The organism is Kitasatospora gansuensis (assembly GCF_014203705.1).
Taxonomy (GTDB): Bacteria; Actinomycetota; Actinomycetes; order Streptomycetales; family Streptomycetaceae; genus Kitasatospora; species Kitasatospora gansuensis.
On record NZ_JACHJR010000001.1, the window covers coordinates 325,297 to 345,719 of the forward strand.

The 20,423-nt window shown below is 69.3% G+C and carries 11 protein-coding genes and 1 pseudogene; 6 read left to right on the plus strand and 6 right to left on the minus strand.

Annotated elements, in window-relative coordinates; translation table 11 throughout:
* Positions 1 to 8: 8 nt before the first annotated feature.
* Entirely contained in the window at positions 9 to 7,217 is a 7,209-nt protein-coding gene (locus tag F4556_RS01600) for a polymorphic toxin-type HINT domain-containing protein (protein WP_184910990.1), read from the minus strand.
* A 453-nt stretch (positions 7,218 to 7,670) separates the two neighbouring features.
* Here F4556_RS01600 and F4556_RS01605 point away from each other — a divergent pair, with 453 nt between their 5' ends.
* Together F4556_RS01605 and F4556_RS01610 are read left to right on the plus strand one after the other, a co-directional pair.
* On the plus strand, positions 7,671 to 11,804 hold the full coding sequence (locus F4556_RS01605) for a ricin-type beta-trefoil lectin domain protein (RefSeq protein ID WP_184910991.1): 4,134 nt from the start codon (positions 7,671 to 7,673) through the stop codon (positions 11,802 to 11,804).
* Between the two features lie 78 nt (positions 11,805 to 11,882).
* The gene (locus F4556_RS01610; protein ID WP_313068104.1) at positions 11,883 to 12,206 is read left to right on the plus strand and encodes a nuclear transport factor 2 family protein; all 324 of its coding nucleotides are present in this window, start codon (positions 11,883 to 11,885) and stop codon (positions 12,204 to 12,206) included.
* 68 nt (positions 12,207 to 12,274) lie between these two features.
* Here F4556_RS01610 and F4556_RS01615 read toward each other — a convergent pair whose 3' ends face one another.
* Both F4556_RS01615 and F4556_RS01620 read right to left on the minus strand, forming a co-directional pair.
* Positions 12,275 to 12,766 carry a YfbM family protein gene (locus F4556_RS01615; protein WP_184924164.1) on the minus strand — a complete coding sequence of 164 codons (492 nt, stop codon included), beginning with the start codon at positions 12,764 to 12,766 and terminating at the stop codon, positions 12,275 to 12,277.
* 57 nt (positions 12,767 to 12,823) lie between these two features.
* Complete coding sequence (locus tag F4556_RS01620) at positions 12,824 to 13,783, minus strand: Lrp/AsnC family transcriptional regulator (RefSeq protein WP_184910992.1); 960 nt, start codon at positions 13,781 to 13,783, stop codon at positions 12,824 to 12,826.
* Between the two features lie 112 nt (positions 13,784 to 13,895).
* Between F4556_RS01620 and F4556_RS01625 the strand changes: the two genes are divergently transcribed.
* Together F4556_RS01625 and F4556_RS01630 are read left to right on the plus strand one after the other, a co-directional pair.
* Positions 13,896 to 14,327 carry an MFS transporter gene (locus F4556_RS01625; protein ID WP_184910993.1) on the plus strand — a complete coding sequence of 144 codons (432 nt, stop codon included), beginning with the start codon at positions 13,896 to 13,898 and terminating at the stop codon, positions 14,325 to 14,327.
* Positions 14,328 to 14,403: 76 nt separating this feature from the next.
* The gene (locus F4556_RS01630; RefSeq protein ID WP_281403627.1) at positions 14,404 to 15,270 is read left to right on the plus strand and encodes an aldo/keto reductase; all 867 of its coding nucleotides are present in this window, start codon (positions 14,404 to 14,406) and stop codon (positions 15,268 to 15,270) included.
* 30 nt (positions 15,271 to 15,300) lie between these two features.
* Here F4556_RS01630 and F4556_RS37795 read toward each other — a convergent pair whose 3' ends face one another.
* Positions 15,301 to 16,149 (minus strand): MerR family transcriptional regulator, encoded by an 849-nt coding sequence (locus tag F4556_RS37795; RefSeq protein WP_184910994.1) that lies wholly within the window; start codon positions 16,147 to 16,149, stop codon positions 15,301 to 15,303.
* Between the two features lie 229 nt (positions 16,150 to 16,378).
* Between F4556_RS37795 and F4556_RS01640 the strand changes: the two genes are divergently transcribed.
* Together F4556_RS01640 and F4556_RS01645 are read left to right on the plus strand one after the other, a co-directional pair.
* A complete protein-coding gene (locus tag F4556_RS01640) occupies positions 16,379 to 17,188 on the plus strand; it encodes a hypothetical protein (RefSeq protein ID WP_184910995.1) in 810 nt (269 codons plus the stop codon).
* Positions 17,189 to 17,283: 95 nt separating this feature from the next.
* Positions 17,284 to 18,171 (plus strand): class I SAM-dependent methyltransferase, encoded by an 888-nt coding sequence (locus tag F4556_RS01645; RefSeq protein ID WP_184910996.1) that lies wholly within the window; start codon positions 17,284 to 17,286, stop codon positions 18,169 to 18,171.
* On the opposite strand, the pseudogene F4556_RS01650 reads toward F4556_RS01645, so the two are convergent.
* A pseudogene (locus F4556_RS01650) lies at positions 18,154 to 19,260 on the minus strand (glycosyltransferase); the annotation flags it as partial. The gene F4556_RS01645 and the pseudogene F4556_RS01650 sit on opposite strands and share 18 nt — an antisense overlap.
* Before the next feature lie 179 nt (positions 19,261 to 19,439).
* Complete coding sequence (locus F4556_RS01655; protein WP_313069156.1) at positions 19,440 to 20,339, minus strand: Gfo/Idh/MocA family protein; 900 nt, start codon at positions 20,337 to 20,339, stop codon at positions 19,440 to 19,442.
* Between the last annotated feature and the right edge of the window lie 84 nt (positions 20,340 to 20,423).

Below are 20,423 nucleotides of genomic sequence, written 5' to 3' on the forward strand. Positions count from 1 at the left end.
GTCCATTCTCAGAAGTTAATTGGGATCAGTCCATCAGTTCCCCGGAAATACGCTTCACCATCGCCGCCGGGCCGAAAGAAGGTTCGCATGATGCCGTCCTCGGTCTTCACGCCGAAAGCGCCAGTGGAGGTATCGAATCGGAGCGTATCGGTGCCCCGCCTCCCTTCCAGGACACCCCTTTTGGCGGGCCCATCGAGCAATCCTCGCGCACCGGCCAGGTAGTCGGCCTTGTCGAGATATTCAGGCATATCCGGACCGCCTTCCTTGGACTTCCCGTTCTTCATTACGCCAAGAACGTGCTTGTTGTAGTGGATGTCATCTTCGCCGGGCTTGAAGTTTGATCCGCAGTTGTGAACCAGGACCGGTGTCGTTCCGGCGAGAACATAGTAGGTGTGCAGGTCCGCGACGGTGAGGTTGTAGGCGGTCTGCGCCCGGGTGTCGTAGTTGGTAACGGTGCGGACGGTGAGTTCGGTGCCGTCTGCTGCGCGGAGGTGGTCGCCGGGGTTGAGGTCGGCGGCGTCGGTCCAGCGCTGGGTGGTGATGTCCCAGTAGGGGTGGTGCTGGGTGGAGGTGATGGCGACCGGCGGGGCGCGGGGGCCTGCCGTGGAGGTCAGGGTGAGGTCCGTGAACTCCTTGTCGTCCGGGGTGGTGATGGTTGCGGTGACCTGCTTGGCGGCGGTGTCGCCGGTCTGCGGATCGGTCGCAACCACCTGGTCGGCGGTGGTGAGCTGCTCGATCGACTTGCTGGTGCCGTCCGCGAGGAGGACCAGGACGCCGGCCTGGAAGCTGTTGCAGCCCGGCTTGCTTCCGCCGCTGCTGCTGCTCGCCGGCCGGGCACCCTTGCTCGACTCGGTGGCCTCCTTGGCGAGCGGCTGGGTGGTGCGCGCCGCGACGGTGGACTCGGCGGTCGTCAGCTCCTTGGCTGCTACGGCTGCGCCGGCACCAAGCGACGCGAGGCCGGCCGCGCCGAGCGCCATGCCACCTTCGACGGTGGCACCGACGGCCGCGCCGGTGATCGCACCGGCCACACCGCCCATCTCGGCTCCGGCAAGCGCGGCTTCACCTGCGGCCACCAGTACGGCGGCGCAGCCACCGGCGGTGGCGATGATGCAGGCTGCCGCACCGACGACGATCGCCGTGACGATCATCGCTGTGATGATCGGGTGTTCCTCCACGGCCTTGACGACAGTGTGCACGACGCTCTTCGCGGCGTTCTTGAACCAGCCGCTGACTCCTCCGCTCTTCTTCTTGCTCCCGCCGCCGGTGGCGTGACCACCGCCGTTACCGCCGCCACCGTTGCCGTTGCCGCCGCTGGTCGCGGTGGACTTCGGCGCGCAGGGCGCCAGTGTGGGGTTGACGCTGCACGAGTCGACGAATCCGCCGCCGCCTGTTGCCGAGAACGGGCTGCTGGTCGGGGACGGGCCGTAGCAGGCTGCACCGCCCTCGCCGCAGGTCTGCATCAGACCGCTGGGGTCACTGCTGTTGACCGGGTCGTTGCCGCTGTAGGAGTAGCCGTTCCACTGCTGGGGGTTGTCCGCCGCCAGCAGAGGGTCGGGGTTGAGGAATCGCCCGTGGACCGGGTCGTATTCGCGTGCTCCGAGGTTGGTCAGTCCGGTCGCGGTGTCCAGGGTTCCGCCGATGAAGCCCTTGTCGCCGGCCCAGCTGGCCGGATCGACCGCAGCGCCACGGGCGTTGCCGAACGGGTCGGTCGGCCGACGGGTGACGGCCTGCGTGGCGTCGGTACTGATCTGTACGCCGTTGGTGCCGTGCGGGTCTGCTGCGTGGTAAACCAGCTGCCCGCCGCCGGTGGCCGCGGTCACCCGGGTGATGGTCAGACCGCCAGGGGCGGCGTAGTACCGGACGTCCGTCGTGCTCCCGGTCGGGGACGTGGTGTCAAGGACGAGCTCGTCCGAGCCGAGGTTGAGGGTGGTCTTGCCCGGGTCACGCCGGATCAGCTGGTTGCCGTCGGCGTCGTAGAGGTACGAAGTCCCGGGCGTCTGACCGGACTTGGCAACCGAGGCGAGCTTGTCCTCGCCGTCCCAGCTGAGCGTGGCGGTGCCGCTGGTGTCGGTGACGGAGGTGGTGTTGCCGATCGCGTCGTACTGGAAAGTGGCGACCGCGGTGCCGCTCGCGGACTTCACCGAGGAGGTCAGCAGCGAGTGCGGGCCGCCGGTGCCGCCACCGGTGTTCTGGGCGTTGGTCGGAGTGTTGACCGACTTCGGCGCGCCGAACGTCTGCGTGGTGGTGATGTCGTTGGCGGTCACGCCGTTGACATCGTGCTGCACGAGCTGGGTGCGGTTGCCCGTCGCGTCGTAGGAGTAGCTCTGCCAGTAGGGGGCGGGGCCGCCCACGCTGGGCTTGCCTGCCGTGACGGCGGGGCCGGTGGAGTTCTTGCAGCTTCCGATTCCGGGCACGGACTGGGCGGAGCCACTGCCGTGAACGGTGCCGGAGGAGTCCGTCCAGGTGCCGGTGGCCCGGGTGTTGGTGCCGCCGGTGTCCGTCCAGGCGTTGGTCAGTCGGCCCAGGTAGTCGTAGGTGAAGCACTGGGCGTCGGTAGCGGTGGCGTTCTGCAGGTCGGTGATCGAGGTGATCTGGCCGGCCGGGTTGTAGGTGTAGGAGGTCTGGTCGAGCGAGGTGGTGCCGGTCTGGCGGTCCAGGAAGGAGTTGACGACCCGTCCGGTCGCCCAGTCGTACTGCTGGGTGGAGACGACCTGCTTGCCCCAGTCACCGACGGTGGTGCGGGTGGGCCGCCCCATGGCGTCGTACTGGACGTCGGTCACCAGGGTGCTGTTGCCGCCGGAGGCCACCAGTGCACCGGTGATGGAGTAGAGGTAGTCGACCTCCTCGGCCGGCAGGCCGCCCATCGCCGGAAGGTTGGTGTGGTCAAGCAGGCCGAGCACCGGGGTGTAGGCGTTGGTGCTGGTGTAGGTGCCGGCGAGGGAGCCCTCTATCGCCGGGATGCTCACGCTGGTGCCCAGCGGACGGTAGGCGGTGTCGTAGCCGGTGACGGACCGGGTGTAAGCCGATCCGCTCGCACCGTTGACGTAGCGGGTCGCGGACGTCAGCCGGCCCTTCGCCAGGGTGTCGTAGTTCCAACTGGCCAGCTGGTTCGCGGGTGCCACAGTGTTCGCGTAGAGGCCGGTCTTTCGGCCCAGCAGGTCGTAGCTGTAGGCGAGGACGTTGCCCTTGGCGTCCTTGGTGGAGGCCACCCGCGAGTTGGAGTCGTAGCTGGTCTCGGTCTTCCCGGAGTCCGGGTCGGCCACCGAGGTCTGACGGCCTCGCAGGTCGTAGGTGTAGGACCAGGTGTTGCCCGAGGAGTCGGTGCGGTTCTGCGGCTGGCCCGCCGCGGTGTAGCTGTAGGTGGTGATGTTGGCGTCGGCTGCCACGCCGGTCGCGGTGGGCGTCTTGTACTGCCACACGGCCGTTGTCTGGCCGCGCCCGTCCGTGAAGACACTGCTCGGCGCGGCGCCCTGCGGCGGGACGGAATCGGTGCGGTCCGCACCGGGGTAGGAGACGGAGGACGTCCACTGCTGCTGGCCGTAGGACATGAAAGCGCTGGTGACCGGACGGCCGAGACCGTCGTACGTCATCCACGTCTGGGCCGGCACCTGAGCGTCCTGCGGCGCGAAGATGGTCCCGTTCGGGGAGTTGGCACTGTCGTAGTAGGGCTCGGAGGACTTGATCGCCCAGCCGTGCGAGTCGTACGCCTGGTCGCTGATCAGGCGGCCCACGGAGCCGGTCGGTGTGGTGGTCTGCGACTGGCGCAGGCGGCCGAGACCGTCGTAGAGCTCGGTCTTGCTGGAGTACGAGTTGTCCTCGCGCAGCCACTGACTGGTGACCACGGACGGTGCGCTCACGCCGTTGACGGAGTAGGAGAACTTGTAGTTCGCACCGAGATCGGTCGCCCGATCGGGCTGCCAGACCGCGACCAGCCGGCCGAGCGCGTCGTACTGCTCGGTGGTGGTGCGGCCGTTGGCGTCGGAGGCCACCAGGGGCTGGCTGCGACCGGGGTCGAAGGTCTGCGAGGTTGCCCAGGTGGCGCCCATCGGACCGGTGAGTGTGATCTTGGTGGGGATCGCGCCGGTGGCCGGCGCGAAGGCGGTGCTGGTGGCCTTGCCGTCCGGACCCGCCGAGGAGACGACGCGTCCGTAAGCGTCGAAGCCGGCGGTGGTCAGGGTGGCGTACTGGGCCTTGCCCGTGCCGTCGTAGGAGTCGATCACCTGGGAGTTGGTCGGGTCACCGAGAGCACCGGCCTGGCCGAAGGGCAAGCCGTCGTACAGGGTCCGGGTATCGGTCAGCGTGTTGCCGGCGTTCGGCGCGGTGCCGCAGGGGCCGGCGACGGTGCGCTGGCCGGACTGCAGGGTGAGGATCAGCGGGTTGGTGCTGGTCGCGTAGCTGGTGGTGTTGCAGGTCTCGGGGGTGGCGGCAGTGCCGTCGCCCTTGTCGTCCTGGGTCAGTACGCGGTTGCCCTTGGCCGGATCGGTGGTCGTGACCTGGGTGGTGGTCCGCCACGAGCCGTCGGCCAGCTTGCCGTAGGTCAGGCCGGTGGTGCTGGTGGTGCCGTAGCGGGCCACCAGATCGGGCATGCCGCCGGACTGCTTGTGGGTCGCGGTGACCACATCGCCGGTCGTGGTGGTGGCGGTCGCCGCGAGGACCGAGCCGCCCGCCTTGTCGAAGGACTGGCTGCCCAGCGCCGTTCCGGTACGCCACTTGTCGTCCGTAGCGGTGACCGGAGTTGCGCCCGGGTAGGGCGTGAAGGAGGTGGAGACATTCCGGGTGCCGCCGCCTGACAGCGCGTCACCGTTCATGCCGCGCAGGTAGGTGGTGACCTGCTGGGTCTTCGGGGCCTCGCCGGCATTGCCGCTGCCGGTGGTGGTGGTCACCGTCTGGTAGCCGCGGAACTGGTCCCAGGTACGGGTCTTGGGGTCGATCGCGTCGCTGTCGTTGCGGTGCCAGGCCGCACCGCCGCCGTAGCTGTAGTTGGTCGACTTGATCAGGGCACCGGTGACGGCGTCCTGCTCGGTCACGGCCGTCACCAGGACCTTGTTGAACCAGTCGTTCACCGGGTCCGTGCCCGAGCTGCCCGGCGGGTACCACTTGACGGGCATGCAGGCCATCGTGTTGCCGTCCTCGGAGGACGGCATGGTGTTGTTCACCCGCGAGCAGGCCGGGTCGGCGTAGACCACGTTGATCTGGCCGCCGGTCTCGGTGGTGATCTGCTGCATCCGCGGCCGGTTGAACTGCGGTGCCGCCGGAACGAGGCCGTCGACGCGGTTGGCCATCTCCCGTGGGGTGAAGGAGACCTGCGGCAGAGCGGTCGCGCTCTGGCCGTTGCTGCCGGTGCGCTGAACGGAGGAGAGCCACAGGGAGGGCTTGGTGCCGTCGCCCGGGTCCGGGAAGGAGTGCTTCAGGGTCCAGCTGTCGACGGTGGTGTAGGAGGCCCCGACCAGCACCTGGGTGTCGATCTTGGACAGTCGCAGCGGGGACCAGAAGGTCGGCGAGTAGTTGGTGCAGGTGCCGGTCGAGGCGCAGTTCTGGTCGAGCGGGGTGTCGGGCCAGGAGGACTGGTTGGCTATGGTCCGCTGAGCGGTGGTGCAGGTGATGCTGCCATTGGGGATGCAGCGTTCGGCCGTGCTGAAGAGCACCCTGGCGGCGGGCTTGACGGTGCCGTGCGCCGAGAGCTGCTCGGGCAGCCGCTGGCCGTACGAGATCTGGGTCAGCTCGATCGCGCGGACGTACGGCGTGAGGGTGCCGTTGCCGTTGTTCTGGGCGCCGCCGCGGTTGTAGTAGTTGAGGTCCTGCTGGTAGTTGAAGGTGATCAGGTTCTGGTGCGGGTCGACGACGTAGTCGAGGTTCCAGCGCCAGCCTTCCTGACACCAGGAGGCCTTTCCAGTGCTCGCGCTGTAGCAGTCGTCACCGCTGTTGGGCGAGTAGACCGGCTGGTAGGCGACCGAGCCGGTGGCCGGGTCGCTGTGGTCGCCGCCGGGCAGGTGGTTCTGCCCGAAGTAGTACTGCACGCCGTCGGTGGTGGTGACGCGCCAGAACTCGCCGTTGCGGGCCTCGTTGGCGGCGCCGGTGAGCTGCTCGATCTTCGAGCCGTCGTCGCCCTGGATGTGCCAGGTGCCGGTGGCGTCGTCACGGACCAGGGTGCCGGAGTGGCCGCCCAGGTTCATGGTCGCGTTCTGGCCCGCCCAGCAGTTGTCACCGGAGTTGGTGATGCCGGCGCGGTCGCAGTTCTTGTACGAGCGCTCGATGAAGCCCGGCTGGTAGTCCCAGCCCTCACCCGCCCAGGAGGACTGGGCGTTGGTCGAGGACGTCTTGCCGTCGATCGCCGAGGAGTCGTACGAGAGCGAGACCTGCGGGGCGCTCCCGCCCAGCGAGGCGGGGGTCTGGATCGGGTACGAGTAGGTGAAGTTGCCCATGCTCGACCCGGACTGCCAGGCGGCGGACGGTGCCAGCGGTGAGGCCGCGTAGCCGCCCATCGAACCGGCCGGGGCGGCGGCCGCGGCGAGCACCATCGGTGCGGCGGCAGCGGAGGGGGCTTCGACGAATGATGCCCGGACCACCGAAGTGCCCGAAGTCGTCGGTGCGGCCGCCTTGCTGGCGACAGCGGAGGGGAGCGTGACCTCCGCGCTGAGCACGCCGGTTGCGGGGTTGAGCGTGGAGGCGACGGGAGTCTGCTGCTTGCACTCGTCCGCGTCGGGCGTGGTCAGCGCGCAGGCGGGCAGCGCGACCAGGCGAGCGCGGTCGGACCAGCCGGATCCCTGAAGGGCCTTCAGGTCGATCGCGACCTTGACGCCCTGTCCGGCAGCGCCGGCCACCGGGTCGGCATCAGTCAGCGCGACCAGCGGCCTGTCGGCCGCGCCGAGGACATCGACCTTGACGCTGTGTGCCGAACCCTGCTGAGCCGGGGCCAGTGCGACCGGCAGTTCGCCGGCCTGCTTCCCGGCCTTGGCGGAGTCGGCGCCCAGGTCCAGAGTGGCCGAGCCGGTGTGTGGCGCTGGAGCCGACGGCTGCCAGTCCTTGGGCACAGGAAACTTCGGCGCTTGAACCTGTGCCGGTTTGAGGTCCTTGCCCTTCACGGACGCCGAACCGGCACCCAGCGGCGTGTTCTTGGGCGTCCAGACCTTGCCGTGCGGCCGCTTCGCGGCCCAGGCTTCTGCCGGTGGTGTCACGATCATGGTCGCGACCACGGCCAGCAGGCTGAACAACGTCACCCAGCCGTGAGGTCTTCTGAACCAGCGCCCCAAGGGCGTGCGAATATGCCAAGCCTGCACGGCAGAATACTCCCCGATGTCGTCAATGCCCCCTGGCACCGGAGATTTCACGGTGCACCGAGATGATCAGCCAGATCCTAAGATCGTCTTTCATGATCAATTTTCAGCCAAGGCTGATCGCCCAGGCTTTTTACCAAGACTTTATTCAAGCCAAGTGGGCAAATCAGGACAGCTGCTGACAAGCCGATCATCAGTTTGACCGACCGGCAGGTCACAGCGCACAGTTCCTCCTCGAACCATCCGCCAGTAGGCGGGCCTAACGGAGGACTCAGCACAGCAGTCATGATCAATAAAAGAAGCACACACAGTTCGCACCCGTCAGTTTTCTGGCAAGACAGGCGGGTTGTACGCGCACTGATGTTCACGGCTGTCGGTGCACTCGGTTTCGGCCTGATGAGCCCACCCGCCCTGGCCGCCGGAACCACCGTCCCGCCCCTCGGCCAGCGCCCCGCGCTCTCAGCCGAGGCGCAGGCGATCCAGGACGCCCAGGCGAAGGCGAAGTCCACCGGAGCAGCCGTCACCGTTGACGCGCTGACCACCCAGACCTCGCTCACCACGGCCAACCCCAACGGCACACTGAGCACCACCCAGCATGTCCAGCCTGTACGGACGAAGAAGGCAGAGCGATGGGTGGACCTCGACCCCACGCTGCGTCAGAACCCCGACGGCACGCTGAGCCCGTCGGTGAGCACGAGCCCGTTGAGCTTCTCCGGCGGCGGCAGCGGTCCGCTGGCCACGATCGCCACGGAAGACGGCAAGAAGCTCGCCATCGGATCGCCGTTCAAGCTGCCCAAGCCCACGCTCGACGGCGCCACCGCGACCTACACCTCGGTCCTGCCCGACGTGGACCTGCAGGTGTCGGCACTGCCCTCCGGCGGCTGGCGTGACGTGGTGATCGTCCACACGGCCGCCGCGGCTGCGGACCCCGCACTCAGGACCCTGCACTTCCCGGTTTCCGGGACGGACCTGACACCCAGTTCGGACAGCGCCGGCAACGTCCAGCTCACCGACGCGAGCGGTGCCGTGCGCCTGCACGCGCCGACCCCGCTGCAGTGGGACTCCACACAGCCGGCCCCGAGCGCACCCGATGCCCCGCTCAGCCGCTCCCTGTCCGCCGCACCCGCCGCAGTGGCGCCCGGCAACGCGGAAGCCGCGAAGGACCCCGAGGCATCCACCACGGCCGCTCCCGGCATCGCGGCTGCCATCGCCCCGATGTCGGTCTCCGCGTCCCGGAACGCCATCGACCTGACACCGGACCAGAAGACCTTCGGCAAGGGCACCGGTCCGTGGTACCTCGACCCGACCGTCAGCGCCGACAATCCGAGCCAGCTCTCGGTGCAGGTGCAGGAGTACCACCCGGACACCAAGTACGCGAACACCATCAGCAACCTCGGCACCGGCTACTGCGGCTACTCCGACTGCACCGGCTACGGACGGGAGCGCGCGTACTACCAACTCGGCATCAACTCGGTGCTGACCACCATTCCGAGTGGTGCTCACAGCGGCGCCGTGGTGCACGACGCGGCGCTGTACCTGCAGTCCACCGGCTCGGCCAGCCCCTCCACGTCCACCCCCATGGGCCTCTACTGGGCCGGTCCGATCAGCACCGACACCACGTGGCGCAACCAGCCCTGCAACGGCCCCGGCACGATGGGTGGCTGCACCAAGGTCGGCAGCACCTGGATGATGGGCACCGGCCAGGTCGGCTTCGACGTCACCTCGCAGATGCAGAAGGCGGTCGCTGAGAAGTGGACCAACTGGACCGTCGCTGTCGGCCCTGACGACGAGAACAACAAGTACTACCGCCAGCACTTCGCCAACAACCCGCACATCGTCGTCAACTACGACATCGCACCGACCCTCTGGTACCCGCGGACCAGCCCGTCGCCGGGCATCGCGTCCAAGAACACCTCCTACGACTGCACCAGCGGCGGAGCCAGCCCCTGGGACAACGCCGCCTGGATCGCCAGCAACCAGAACATCCGACTGGCCGTCAACAACTGGTCCCCCACCGGCCTGCCACTGCACACGGCCTTCCGCATGTGGGACGACAACGACGGCAACGGCGGCTGGACGGGTGACAGCGGCTGGGCCGGCAGCTACAACGACGGCAGCGGGGTGGGCGTCGACGTCGGCCCGCTCAAGGACGGGCACCAGTACGGGTGGACCGCTACCGCCACCGACGACAACCTGTCCTCCCCCGAGTCCCCTTGGTGCTACTTCAGGGTCGACCGGACCCAGCCGACGGTGAGCGTCAGCTCCACCGACTTCCCGCCCTCCGGCACCCCGAACCCGAGCCCCACCAAGTTCAACACCAGCACCGACGCGACCTTCACCATCACGGGCACCGACCCGGCTCCGGGCGCCGGACTGAACGCCTCCGGTCTCGCCTGCTTCCGCGTCAGCGCCAACCCGACCCCGGTCATCGGCTGGCACTGCGGTGACGCCGACACCTATGGCGCCGACGGCAACGGCCAGGCCACCTACCCGCGCCCCGCCACCCCCTGGGGCACCAACTTCGTCTACGCCCAGGCACAGGACAACGCCGGCAACTACAGTCAGCCCGCCGTCTACAGCTACTACGCCCCGTGGGACGCCTCGAAGTCCGCCCAGCCCCGCTTCGGCGACACCACCGGTGACGGCAAGCCCGACCTCGTCCTCCCCGACACCGCCGGTAACCTCCGCCTGATCGGTGGGATCAACGACCCGCTCAACGCCGTGAGCGCTCCCGCCGCCCTCGCTCCCGCCATTTCTCCCGCCGTAGGCGACTGGAACACCGTCCAGGTGACCCACCGCGGCTCACTGCGCGGCCAGGTCCCGGTCGACGACCTGATCGCCCATCCCGCGAACAGCGCCAACCTGTACCTGTACCTCAACGACGGCCGCGGCGTGTACACCAGCGGGAGCACCATCGTCGCCAAGCCCAGCACCTGTCAGGACGCCAAGGGCGTGGCCACCACCTGCCCTGCCAACTGGGGCCCGAACTTCTCCAACGTCACCCAAATCCTGGCCCTGGGCACGCCGGAAGGCGAGGCGCTCTCGACCGACGGCACCACCACACTCACCAAGACGTCGCTGCTTGCGGTCGTCAACAAGCAGCTCTGGCTGTTCCACTCCGGATCCAGCAACGTCAAACTGCTGGACGGCACCGCGCGCCTGCTCTCCAGTCAGGTGGACTGGGACAGCTACGACCTGATCGGCCCCGGTCTCGCAGGCGGCACCGCCCAGCCCACCGTGTGGGCCCGCAACCGCACCGACGGCACCGTCCACGCGTACCAGGTCAAGGGTGGCGTCACCCCTGACTACTCCGCCTTCGCCACCGCCGGTGACACCATCAAGACCGGCATTTCCACCGCCGCCTACCCCACCGTGGGCTCCTCGGGCGACCTGAACGGGGACGGCAGCGCCGATCTCTGGACGCTCGGCTCCGACGGCAAGCTGCTGGTCTGGCCCGGCAACGCTGCCGCAGTCAGCACCCTGGGCACCCAGGTCGCCCTCGGTGACCTGCGCTCGCCCGTCGGCCGGTGGACGCTCAACAGCACCAGCGGCGGAACCACTCCGGACACCCTCGGGAAGCACCCCGCGACCGTTCAGGGCGCCGTCACCTTCCCGACCGACACCGTCGCCGGGAAGTCCACCGCCGTGGCCGCCTTCGACAGCAAGGGCAGCGGAGCGCTGACTGCGGCCAACAGCACGCTCGACTCGTCGAAGTCCTTCTCGGTCAGCCTCTGGGCCAAGCCAAGCGCCTTGGGCGGAGTCGCGGTCAGTCAGGACGGCGCCAATGCCAGCGGCTTCCTGGTCTGGCCGGACGGCGACGGCACCTGGCACTTCGGGCTCGGCACCGTCGACGACGGCTGGTCCTACGACCAGACCACCGCTGCCACCAGCAACGCCAACCGTGTCCAGCTCAACACCTGGACCCAGCTGACGGCCAGTTACAACGCCACCACGCGCCAGATGAGCCTGTACGTCAACGGTGTACTCGCCGGAAGCGGCTACCACACGCAGAACTCCGGCATCACCGGGCAACTCGTCATCGGCCGGTACAAGTACCTTGGCCAGCCCATCTCGTACTTCGACGGACGTGTGAGTGACGTGGCGGTCTACGACTTCCCGTCCACTATCGCCACCGGCTCCTCCCGGCTTGTCTCCGCCGCCGGCGTCAACAAGTGCCTCGACGATGCCAACGCCGGCACCACGAACGGCAGCCCGATCGAGATCTACGACTGCAACGGAACCCCTGCTCAGCAATTCTCGGTCAACGCCAACGGGACGCTCGGCATCCTCAACGGCTGCGTGGACGCTATCGACGCAGGCACGAGCAACGGCACCCTGCTCCAGTACCTGAACTGCAACGGCAGCCCCGCCCAGCAGTGGCTGCCCCGCGCGGACGGCAGCGTCATCAACCCACAGTCGGGCAAGTGCCTGGACGCCCCCGGCGGCAACACCGCCAACGGCACCAGGCCCCAGCTCTACGACTGCAACGGCACCTACGCCCAGCGATGGATCGTAACGCCGGCAAACTAGCTCCCCGAGCTGGACCCGGGCGCCCCCTGCCATCGGCAGGGGGCGCCCTTCGGCATTGCAGGCGCCGAGAACTTCACGGTGGACGGCGTCCTGGAGGCACCGCTCGTACCGGCCGGCGCCGCCTTCTCCCGGCGACTGGTGGGCCGCGAGGAGATCCGCAGCGCGATGGCCGCGTACTACGAGCGGCTGCCGAAGGACGGCCCCGCACCGAACCTCGAGAAGACCGGATTCGTGCTGCACACCACCGCCGACCCGGACGTGTTCATCGCCGAGATCGACACGGTCTTCGACGGAGAGGACGAAGGGGACAACGTGACCGTCTCATTGGTCCAGATCTTCCGTATCCGCGACGGGAAGATCGCCCGGCTGCGCGACTACTTCGCACCCGAGCTGGTGAACTGACGACCTCGTGCCGGCCGCACCGAGGACGACGGAGCCCTTGCCGAGGTGGGCTGCCGGGCGGAGGGAACTCAGTCGAGCCAGAGCAGCATGGCCTCGCCTACCTGGGCTGCGGCCCCGAAGAACGGAGCCAGTGGGTCGAACCACCCGCGCACCCATTCGAGTGCATCGGCCTCATCCCAGTGGAGGGGGTAGACCTGCGCGGCTGTCAGTTGACCGGAGTCCACATCCCGGATCAGGCCGTCGAAGGGAAGCTGGGCCAGGGCCTCGGCAGCGAGCTTGACCTGGTCCGGGTCCAGGTACTTGGCCGGCCCGTAGCCCCAGTCCTCACTGGTGAACGTCTGCTCGCCATGAACGATGTCGACGGGAACGGCCGCCCGTTCGAGGAGGAAGGCGATGGCATGCCACGCCTTGTGGGTCGTCAGCTGTCGGGCATCCGAGGGAGCGACGTCATTGATGCCGTCCGTCTCCATGACCTCCTGGACGTATTCGAATGCCCAGTCCGGGTCCTCGACTGCCCTGGCCAGCTCGGCGGGCGACACACGCAGATACTCACCATTCATGCTCACCACCGCAGGCTACGAGGCGCCAAGGCACTGGGCACGGAGATGCCTGCGGGATCAGTGTGCCGGATCCACCAGTCGGTGCCCGTCCGTCAGCAGGCCGGCCCGCTTGACGGTGCGGGTGACTGGGGAGAGCTCGGCACGCTGGATGGCGGGCAGTGAGCCGAGCCGGTCGGTGAGGAACTCGTAGAGCTCCCCGGTGTCGCGGCAGAGCACCACGGCCACCAGGTTGGCCGAGCCGGTCACCGCGGCGGCGAACGCGATACCGGGGAGGTCGGCGGGGGCCACGGTGGCCCACAGGGTGGCCTGGGTGGGGCAGCCGAGCAGTGCCGGGTCGATCTCGACGTCGAAGACGAGCGCACCGACGTCCTGTAGGTGCTCCATGCGGCGGCGGGCGGTGGACTCGGAGAGTCCGGTCGCGCGGGCCAGCTCGGGGCAGCCCGTCCGGCCGTCGCGGGCCAGCTCCGCGAGGAGTACGAGATCCGTCTCGTCGAGGTGGACCGGTTCGGTGCCCGGGTGCGTCGGGCGCTCAAGCTCGGCCGCCTGCTCGTGGGTCAGCCGGTTCGCCCCCGGCCGGCGTGACGGGGCGCCGGTGAAGACCTTCAGTACGGTGTGCGCGGTCATCCCGGCGACCCGCTGAACGTGCGGCAGCGGGTCCGGCAGCAGCGGGTCGCGGGCATCCCGGCTGCCTGCCCGGGTCATGCAATTGACCTCGGTGCCACCGGAGTTGAGGGTAACCCAGGAGATGTCGGGACGGCGGGCCAGCGCGTCGGCGACCGCCACGGCGACGTCCGGCGTGCACTGCACCCGCAGCCAGGACTCCGGCAGCCCGACCCGTCGGCCGACCACCCGCAGCAGCCCGGCGGTGCGCAGCCTGCGGTAGCGGCGGATCACCGTCTGGTCCGAGACGCCCAGGACGGCGGCGATCTTGCTGAAGGCGGCCCGCCCATCGAGCATCAGGGCCTGGACCACCTGGTGGTCGAGGTCGTCGAGCATCGGACTCTGAGTGGTTTCCATCACTACTGCAGTGGACGGTCGGCGCGGGCTCGACCTGGACCGCCCTGCTGCCCGGCCTGGCGCTGACCGGTGTCGGGGTGGGCCTGGCGGGGCCTCGCTGGCGACCGCCGCGATGGCCTCGGTGCCGGCGGAGCGGGTCGGGATGGCGGCCGGCGCCGTCAGCACCTCGCGCCAGCTGGGCAACGCGCTGGGGATCGCGGTGCTGGGCGCCGTCTTCCACGGCAAGGTGCTGTCGGCGCTGCGGGCCTCGGGCAGCGCGGTGGAGGACCACAAAGCCGCCGCGGACGCGCTCACCGGCGGCCGGGCCGCCGCCTTGATCGCCCGGGCAGCGCCCGAGCACCAGGCCGCGGTTTCGCAGTTGGTGCACGAGGTGTTCGCCACCGGGCTGCGGCAGACCTTCCTGGTGGCCGGTGTGCTGGGCCTGGTGGGCGGCGCGATCGTGCTGCTGCTGGTCCGCCGACCGCCCGCCCGAGCCTGGGCCGACGGCCGGGGCGAACCTCGGGAGGCCCGCCCTTCGGTCAAGGCGACAGCTCGGGAGCGGTAATTCGGTGGCAGGGGCGGACTCCTGGGTGGTGCACTTCGGCTCGACTGACGCCGGCTCACCTTCCAGGGGTTATGAATTGTCTGAAAGATTCCCGTTCGGCGGCGACCTGCCGGTGCGGCGGCTCGGCTTCGGCACCATGGGGCTCACCGGCCCGGGGGTGTGGGGCGAGCCCGCCGACCGGCGGCAGGCGGTGCGGGTGCTGCGCCGGGCGGTGGAGCTGGGTGTCGAGCTCGTCGACACCGCCGACTCGTACGGGCCGTACGTCAGCGAGGAGTTGATCGCCGAGGCACTGCACCCCTATCCGGCGGGGCTGGTGATCTCGACGAAAGGCGGCCTGACGCGGCAGGGGCCCGGGCAGTGGCAGGCGGTGGGCCGGCCGGAGTACCTGCGCCAGTGCGTCGAGCTGAGCCTGCGCCGGCTCCGCCTGGAGCGGATCGACCTCTACCACCTGCACCGGATCGACCCGCGGGTGCCGCTCGCGGAACAGCTCGGCGTGCTCGGCGAGTTGCGTGCCGAGGGGAAGATCCGGCACCTCGGCCTGTCGGAGGTCGAGGTGGACGAGATCACCCGCGCCCGCGAGGTCGTACCGATCGCGAGCGTGCAGAACATCTTCAGCCTCACCCGTCAGCGCTACCGCGACACCCTCGACCACTGCACCCGCGAGGGCATCGGCTTCATCCCGTTCTTCCCGCTGGGCCGAGGCGAACTCACCGACCCGGACGGCCCGTTGGGCGCAGCAGCCGCAGCCAGGGGCGTACCGCCCGCCCAACTGGCGCTCGCCTGGCTACTGCACCAGTCACCGAACGTGGTACCGATCCCCGGCACCACCACCGTGGCCCACCTGGAACAGAACCTCGGCGCGGCGGACCTCTCCCTCACCTCCGCCGAACTCGCCGAGCTCGGCGCCCACTGCTCCGACACCCCCGCGCCGCCCACTGGCTGACGCCGACGAGCAGGTGGGGGTGCGGGCGGGTCACCAGAAGCGCGGTTGGGCGGGAATGGATTCCAGGTCGGTGAGGACCAGTTCGCGGTCCTCGTCCTGGGCGATCTCCTCGGCGGCGGCCAGGGCCTGTTCGGTCCAGGTGCGGGCCTGGTCCTTGTCGCCGGCCACCGCGTGGGCGCGAGCCAGGGACTCGTAGGCGTAGGCCAGGTCCCAGTCGCCGATGCCGTGCTCCCGGCAGATCTCCAGGCCGCGCCGGGCGTGGTGCAGGGCGGGCTCGGGCCGTCCCAGTACGGCGTAGACGCGTGAGCACTGCCACTCGCCGCGGCTGAGGTTCACCGGGGCGCCGACCTGGCCCCAGTGGTAACGCGAGGCGTGCGCCATGTGCAGCATCCGGTCGTCCTCCTCGACGGTGCGGCCCTCCTTCTCCAGCAGTCGCCACACCCCGTTGAACAGGTCAACGGCCACGCGCCGTTCATCGCCCGCCGAACCGGCTGCGTTCTGCTTGTCCTGGTCGGTCATCGCTGTGGTGACTCCGTCCTCGATCAGATGGTCGGTGCGGTGGAGGTCGCCCCGGACCCGGTCCAGGCGTGCCTGGAGCCGGCGCCGGTGCTGGATCAGGACCTGCTGGATCACGGCCTCGTCGTCCGGCCGGGCCAGGCACGCGCGCACCTGGTCCAGCGGGACGTCGACCGAGCGCAGGAGCCGCACCAGCCGCGCGGGAGCGACCTGCTCCGCGCTGTAGAGCCGGTAGCCCGTGCCGGGGTCGACCACGGCGGGCGACAGCAGTCCCACCCGGTCGTAGTGCCGCAGGGCCTTCGCGGTCAGGCCGACACGGCGTGCCAGCTGTCCGACCGTGATCAGTTCGGGTCCATCCACCATGCCCCGAACCTAGAACCTTGCCCCGCGGGAACCTCAAACGCAGCGCCCGGGAAGAGGCAGACGCTCTCCAAGGCACTCTGGCGCCGGTGGAACAGATCTGACACCATCTCAGCCGAGATGAACAGGCAGTGGACGAATGGTTCATCTCAGCTGCACCGCTATAGCCGTTGAGCGCCGAGAAGATCTGAGGCCAGCCTTGAAGACCTTACGAAACCACATCCCGAATCTGATGACGCTCGTGTTGTTGCTACTTGGCCTGATGACCGCCGCGACGGCGCAGGCAGAGGCGGCCCCACAGCAGCTCACCGGCAGCGCGATCGTCTGCTCCAACTCCCCCATCCCGTCCGGATGGGTCATCACAAGCTCGTACCGCAGCAGCGGTTGCGCCGGCACCGGCATCGCGTACTCCATCAGCGATTCGAGCGGGCAGACCAGTCTCGCCGTTTGTTCCATGTCCCCCATCCCGACCGGATGGGTCATCACCAGCTCGTACAGCAGCAGCGGCTGCGCCGGCACCGGCGTCGCCTACTCCATCAGCAACGTCACCAACCAGACGTACGCCAACGTGTGCTCCATGTCTCCCATCCCGTCAGGGTGGGTCATCACGAGCTCCTACAGCACCAGCGGCTGCGCCGGCACCGGCGTCGCGTATTCCATCAGCAACGTCACCAACCAGACGTACGCCAACGTGTGCTCCATGTCCCCGATCCCGGCCGGATGGGTCATCACGAGCTCGTACAGCAGCAGCGGCTGCGCCGGCACCGGTGTCGCCTACTCCATCAGTAAAATCACCAACCAGACCTATGCCAACGTGTGCTCCATGTCTCCGATCCCGTCAGGGTGGGTCGTCACGAGCTCCTACAGCACCAGCAGTTGTGCTGGCACAGGCGTCGCGTACTCCATCAGCAACGTCACCAACCAGACGTACGCCAACGTGTGCTCCTTCTCTCCCATCCCGGCCGGATGGGTCATCAGGAGTTCGTACAGCACCAGCAGCTGTGTCGGCAGTGGGGTCGCCTACTCCATCAGCAAGGTCTGACCGACCGCCGCCGGGCTCGGCTCGATTCCCAGGCACCGTTGGGGAATCGAGCCGAGCCGCAGCCCGCGTGGCAACCACGCACTACGGTGGGCCACATGCCTGCCTCCGTACGGGACTTCTACGACGAGTTGGCCCACGACTACCACCTGATGTTCCGGGACTGGGACGCGAGCATCGCTTACCAGGCCGAGGTACTGGACGGCCTGGTTCGCCTGCGCCTCGGAGCGGGACCGCACACCGTCCTGGACTGCTCGTGCGGGATCGGCACCCAGGCGATCGGGCTCACCTCGGCCGGGCACCAGGTCATCGGCAGCGACCTGAGCCCGCTCGCCGCCACCCGCGCCGCCGCCGAGGCGGCAGCCCGAGGCGGCCGGCTCCCGACCCTCGCCGCCGACATGCGCCAACTGCCCTTCAAGGCCGGGACCTTCGACGTCGTCCTCTGCGCGGACAACTCACTCCCGCACTTGCTCTCCCCATCCGATCTCCGGACGGCACTCCTCGGCATGAGACGGGTACTCCGACACGAGGGACTGTTGCTACTCACCGTCCGGGACTACGACGAGGCGCGCCGGACCAGGCCGACAGCCACACCTCCCCAGGTCTCCGACACACCCGACGGCCAGGTGATCACCTTTCAGCTGTGGCACTGGCACGAGGACGGCGAGCGCTACGACCTGGAGCACTTCCAGCTCGTCCCCGCAGGGAACACCTGGAACGTCCGAGTCCGCCGCAGCACCTACTGGGCGCTGACACGCTCACAGTTGACCGAGTTCGTGACCGAAGCCGGCTTCACCGACATCACCTGGCACAGTCCGGACTCCAGCGGGTACTACCAGCCCGTGCTCACCGCGACCGGTCTACCGGCCGGCCTCGTCGAGCAGCAGTTTCGCGGCCACCGTCGCTCCGTCGGTGCGGATCCTGCCGGCCACGGCCCTCGCCCGGGTGTGGGTCTCGGGGGTCAGGACGGTGGCGAACGCGGCTGAGAGGGAGTCGACGGTCGGGGTCGGATCGTGGTGCGCCACGCCGATGCCCAGCTCGGCCACCCGGGCGGCCCAGCGCGGCTGGTCCGCGATCCGGGGGACCACGACCTGGGGTGCGCCGGCCCGGGCGGCCGTGGTCGTGGTGCCGGCGCCGCCGTGGTGCACGACGGCGGCCACCCGGCCGAACAGTGCCTGCTGGTTGACCTCGCCCACCACGAGACAGTCGCCCTGGTCGTCGACCGGGGTCAACTCGGCCCAGCCACGGGCCAGCACCACCCGACGGCCGTGCACCCGGCTCGCTTCGACGGCCACTCGCGCGATGCCCTCGGGGGCGTGCGCGGCCATGCTGCCGAAGCCCACGTACACCGGCGGTTCGCCGGCGTCCAGGAACGCCTCCAGCTCGGGCGGGAGGGGGCGCTCGTCGGGCAGCAGCCACGCCCCGGTCTGCACCACGTCGAGCTCGGTCATGCCCTGCGACGGCCACAGCAACGGGTCCGCCGCCAGCAGCGGCAGGCCGCTGAGGACGTGGTCGCGGACGTTGTCGACCGGAGGCAGGCCGATCGCCGCCCGCCGGCTGTTGAGTGCTTCGCCGTACAGCGCGTTCACCCGCTGGGCGTCCTGCTCCCAGAGCACCCGGTAGTCGGTCTCGCCCTGCGGGGACGGCGTGCCCGGCCGGGTGCCCGGCGGGAATCGCCGGGACGGCAGCCCCAAGGTGTGGAAGCAGGCGAACACGTAGCGGAGGCCCAGCTTCTCCGCCACGTCCGGCGCACCGGCCGGCATCAGTCCGGTCGCCAGCAGGACGTCGCAGCCCTCGGCGGCCGCGGTGAGCGTCTCGAACCGCGCGGCGACCAGCCTGGGGGCGAGCTCGAACGCGGCCTGCGGCGAGGGCGGCTTCGGGCCGGACACCACCGAACGCACCGAAGGGCCCATCGGCACCAGCGGCACACCGGCCCGCTCCAGCAGCACCGCGAACTCCTCGTCGGGAGGCGCGCACACCACGGCGTCCGCGCCGAGTTCCCGCAACGCCACCGCGAGCCCCGCCAGCGGCTCGACGTCCCCGCGCGATCCCCAGGTCGACAACAGCACACGCATTCCGCAATCCCCGTTTCCGCAGGTCCTGACCTTCCGGTCGGCAATCCTGCGGCACGACCGGGGTCTTGCCGCAAGCCCCCCGGCACGCTATAGCTTGGAAAGGGAGGAGAGTGGGATCTCCTCGCCGCGCCTGGACGACTTCGCTCCGGCAGACGACCCGGTCGCGCCCGGACGGAGCGTCAGTGAGTCTGCTCCGCCAGGTCGTTGACGATCCGTTCGCACAGTTCGTGGGTGCGCAGCGCGTCCCGGGCCGAGAGCACCTTGCCGGCCCGGACGGCGTCCAGGAAGCCCACCACCACCTGCTCGATGCCGCGCTGGCGGGCCACCGAGACCCAGTCGCCGCGGCGGCGTACGGTGGGCTGGCCGCGGTGGTCGATCACCTCGGCGAGGTTGTGCACGGCGCGCTTGGAGTCGCCGCCGGAGACCTCGAGGATCTCCTCGGTGGAACCGGAGAGGCGGTTCATGATGCCGAGGGCCGTGAAGCCCTCGCCCGCGAGGGTCAGCACCAGGTGCTCGACCAGGCCGTCGCGGATCCGGGACCGGACGTCGATGTGCTCGATCTCGCCGGGGACCAGGAAAAGCAGGGAATCCACCACGTGGATGAAGTCGTCGTAGACCAGCGTCCGGGCGGCCTCCGGCAGGCCCTCGCGGTTCTTCTGAAGCACGATCAGGTCGCGCGGCCGCTCCTTGGCCATCACATAGCCGGGGGCGTACCGGCGGTTGAAGCCGACCACCAGCGAGCGGTCCCGGCGCTCGGCCAGGTCCACCAGCCGACGGGCGCCGTCCAGGTGGTAGTCGAGCGGCTTGTCGACGTACACGTCGATGCCCGCCTCCAACAGCGCGGTGACGATCGGCACGTGCTGGTCGGTGGCGGCGTGCACGAAGGCGGCCCGCAGCCCGCTGTCGATCAGTTCGCCGAGGTCGGTGTAGCGCTGCGGGATCCGGTAGCTGTCGCCGATCCGGTCGAGCTTGGCCCGGTCGCGGGTCATCAGCCGCAGGTCCAGGCCGGGCAGGGCGGCGAGTACCGGCAGGTACGCCTTCTGTGCGATGTCGCCGAGGCCGATCACCCCGACCGGAATCGGCTCGGTCGCGGGATCCGGAACGTGCTCGCTCATCGGAGGTACTCCAACCGTTCGTCCAGCGGCGGCGCCACGCCGTCGTGG

Coding starts and splice junctions, on each gene's coding strand:
- F4556_RS01605 (WP_184910991.1), top strand. CDS start 7,671: ATGAGCCCACCCGCCCTGGCCGCCGGAACCACCGTCCCGCCCCTCGGC.
- F4556_RS01615 (WP_184924164.1), bottom strand. CDS start 12,766: ATGAATGGTGAGTATCTGCGTGTGTCGCCCGCCGAGCTGGCCAGGGCA.
- F4556_RS01620 (WP_184910992.1), bottom strand. CDS start 13,783: ATGGAAACCACTCAGAGTCCGATGCTCGACGACCTCGACCACCAGGTG.
- F4556_RS01625 (WP_184910993.1), top strand. CDS start 13,896: ATGGCCTCGGTGCCGGCGGAGCGGGTCGGGATGGCGGCCGGCGCCGTC.
- F4556_RS37795 (WP_184910994.1), bottom strand. CDS start 16,149: ATGGTGGATGGACCCGAACTGATCACGGTCGGACAGCTGGCACGCCGT.
- F4556_RS01640 (WP_184910995.1), top strand. CDS start 16,379: ATGACGCTCGTGTTGTTGCTACTTGGCCTGATGACCGCCGCGACGGCG.
- F4556_RS01645 (WP_184910996.1), top strand. CDS start 17,284: ATGCCTGCCTCCGTACGGGACTTCTACGACGAGTTGGCCCACGACTAC.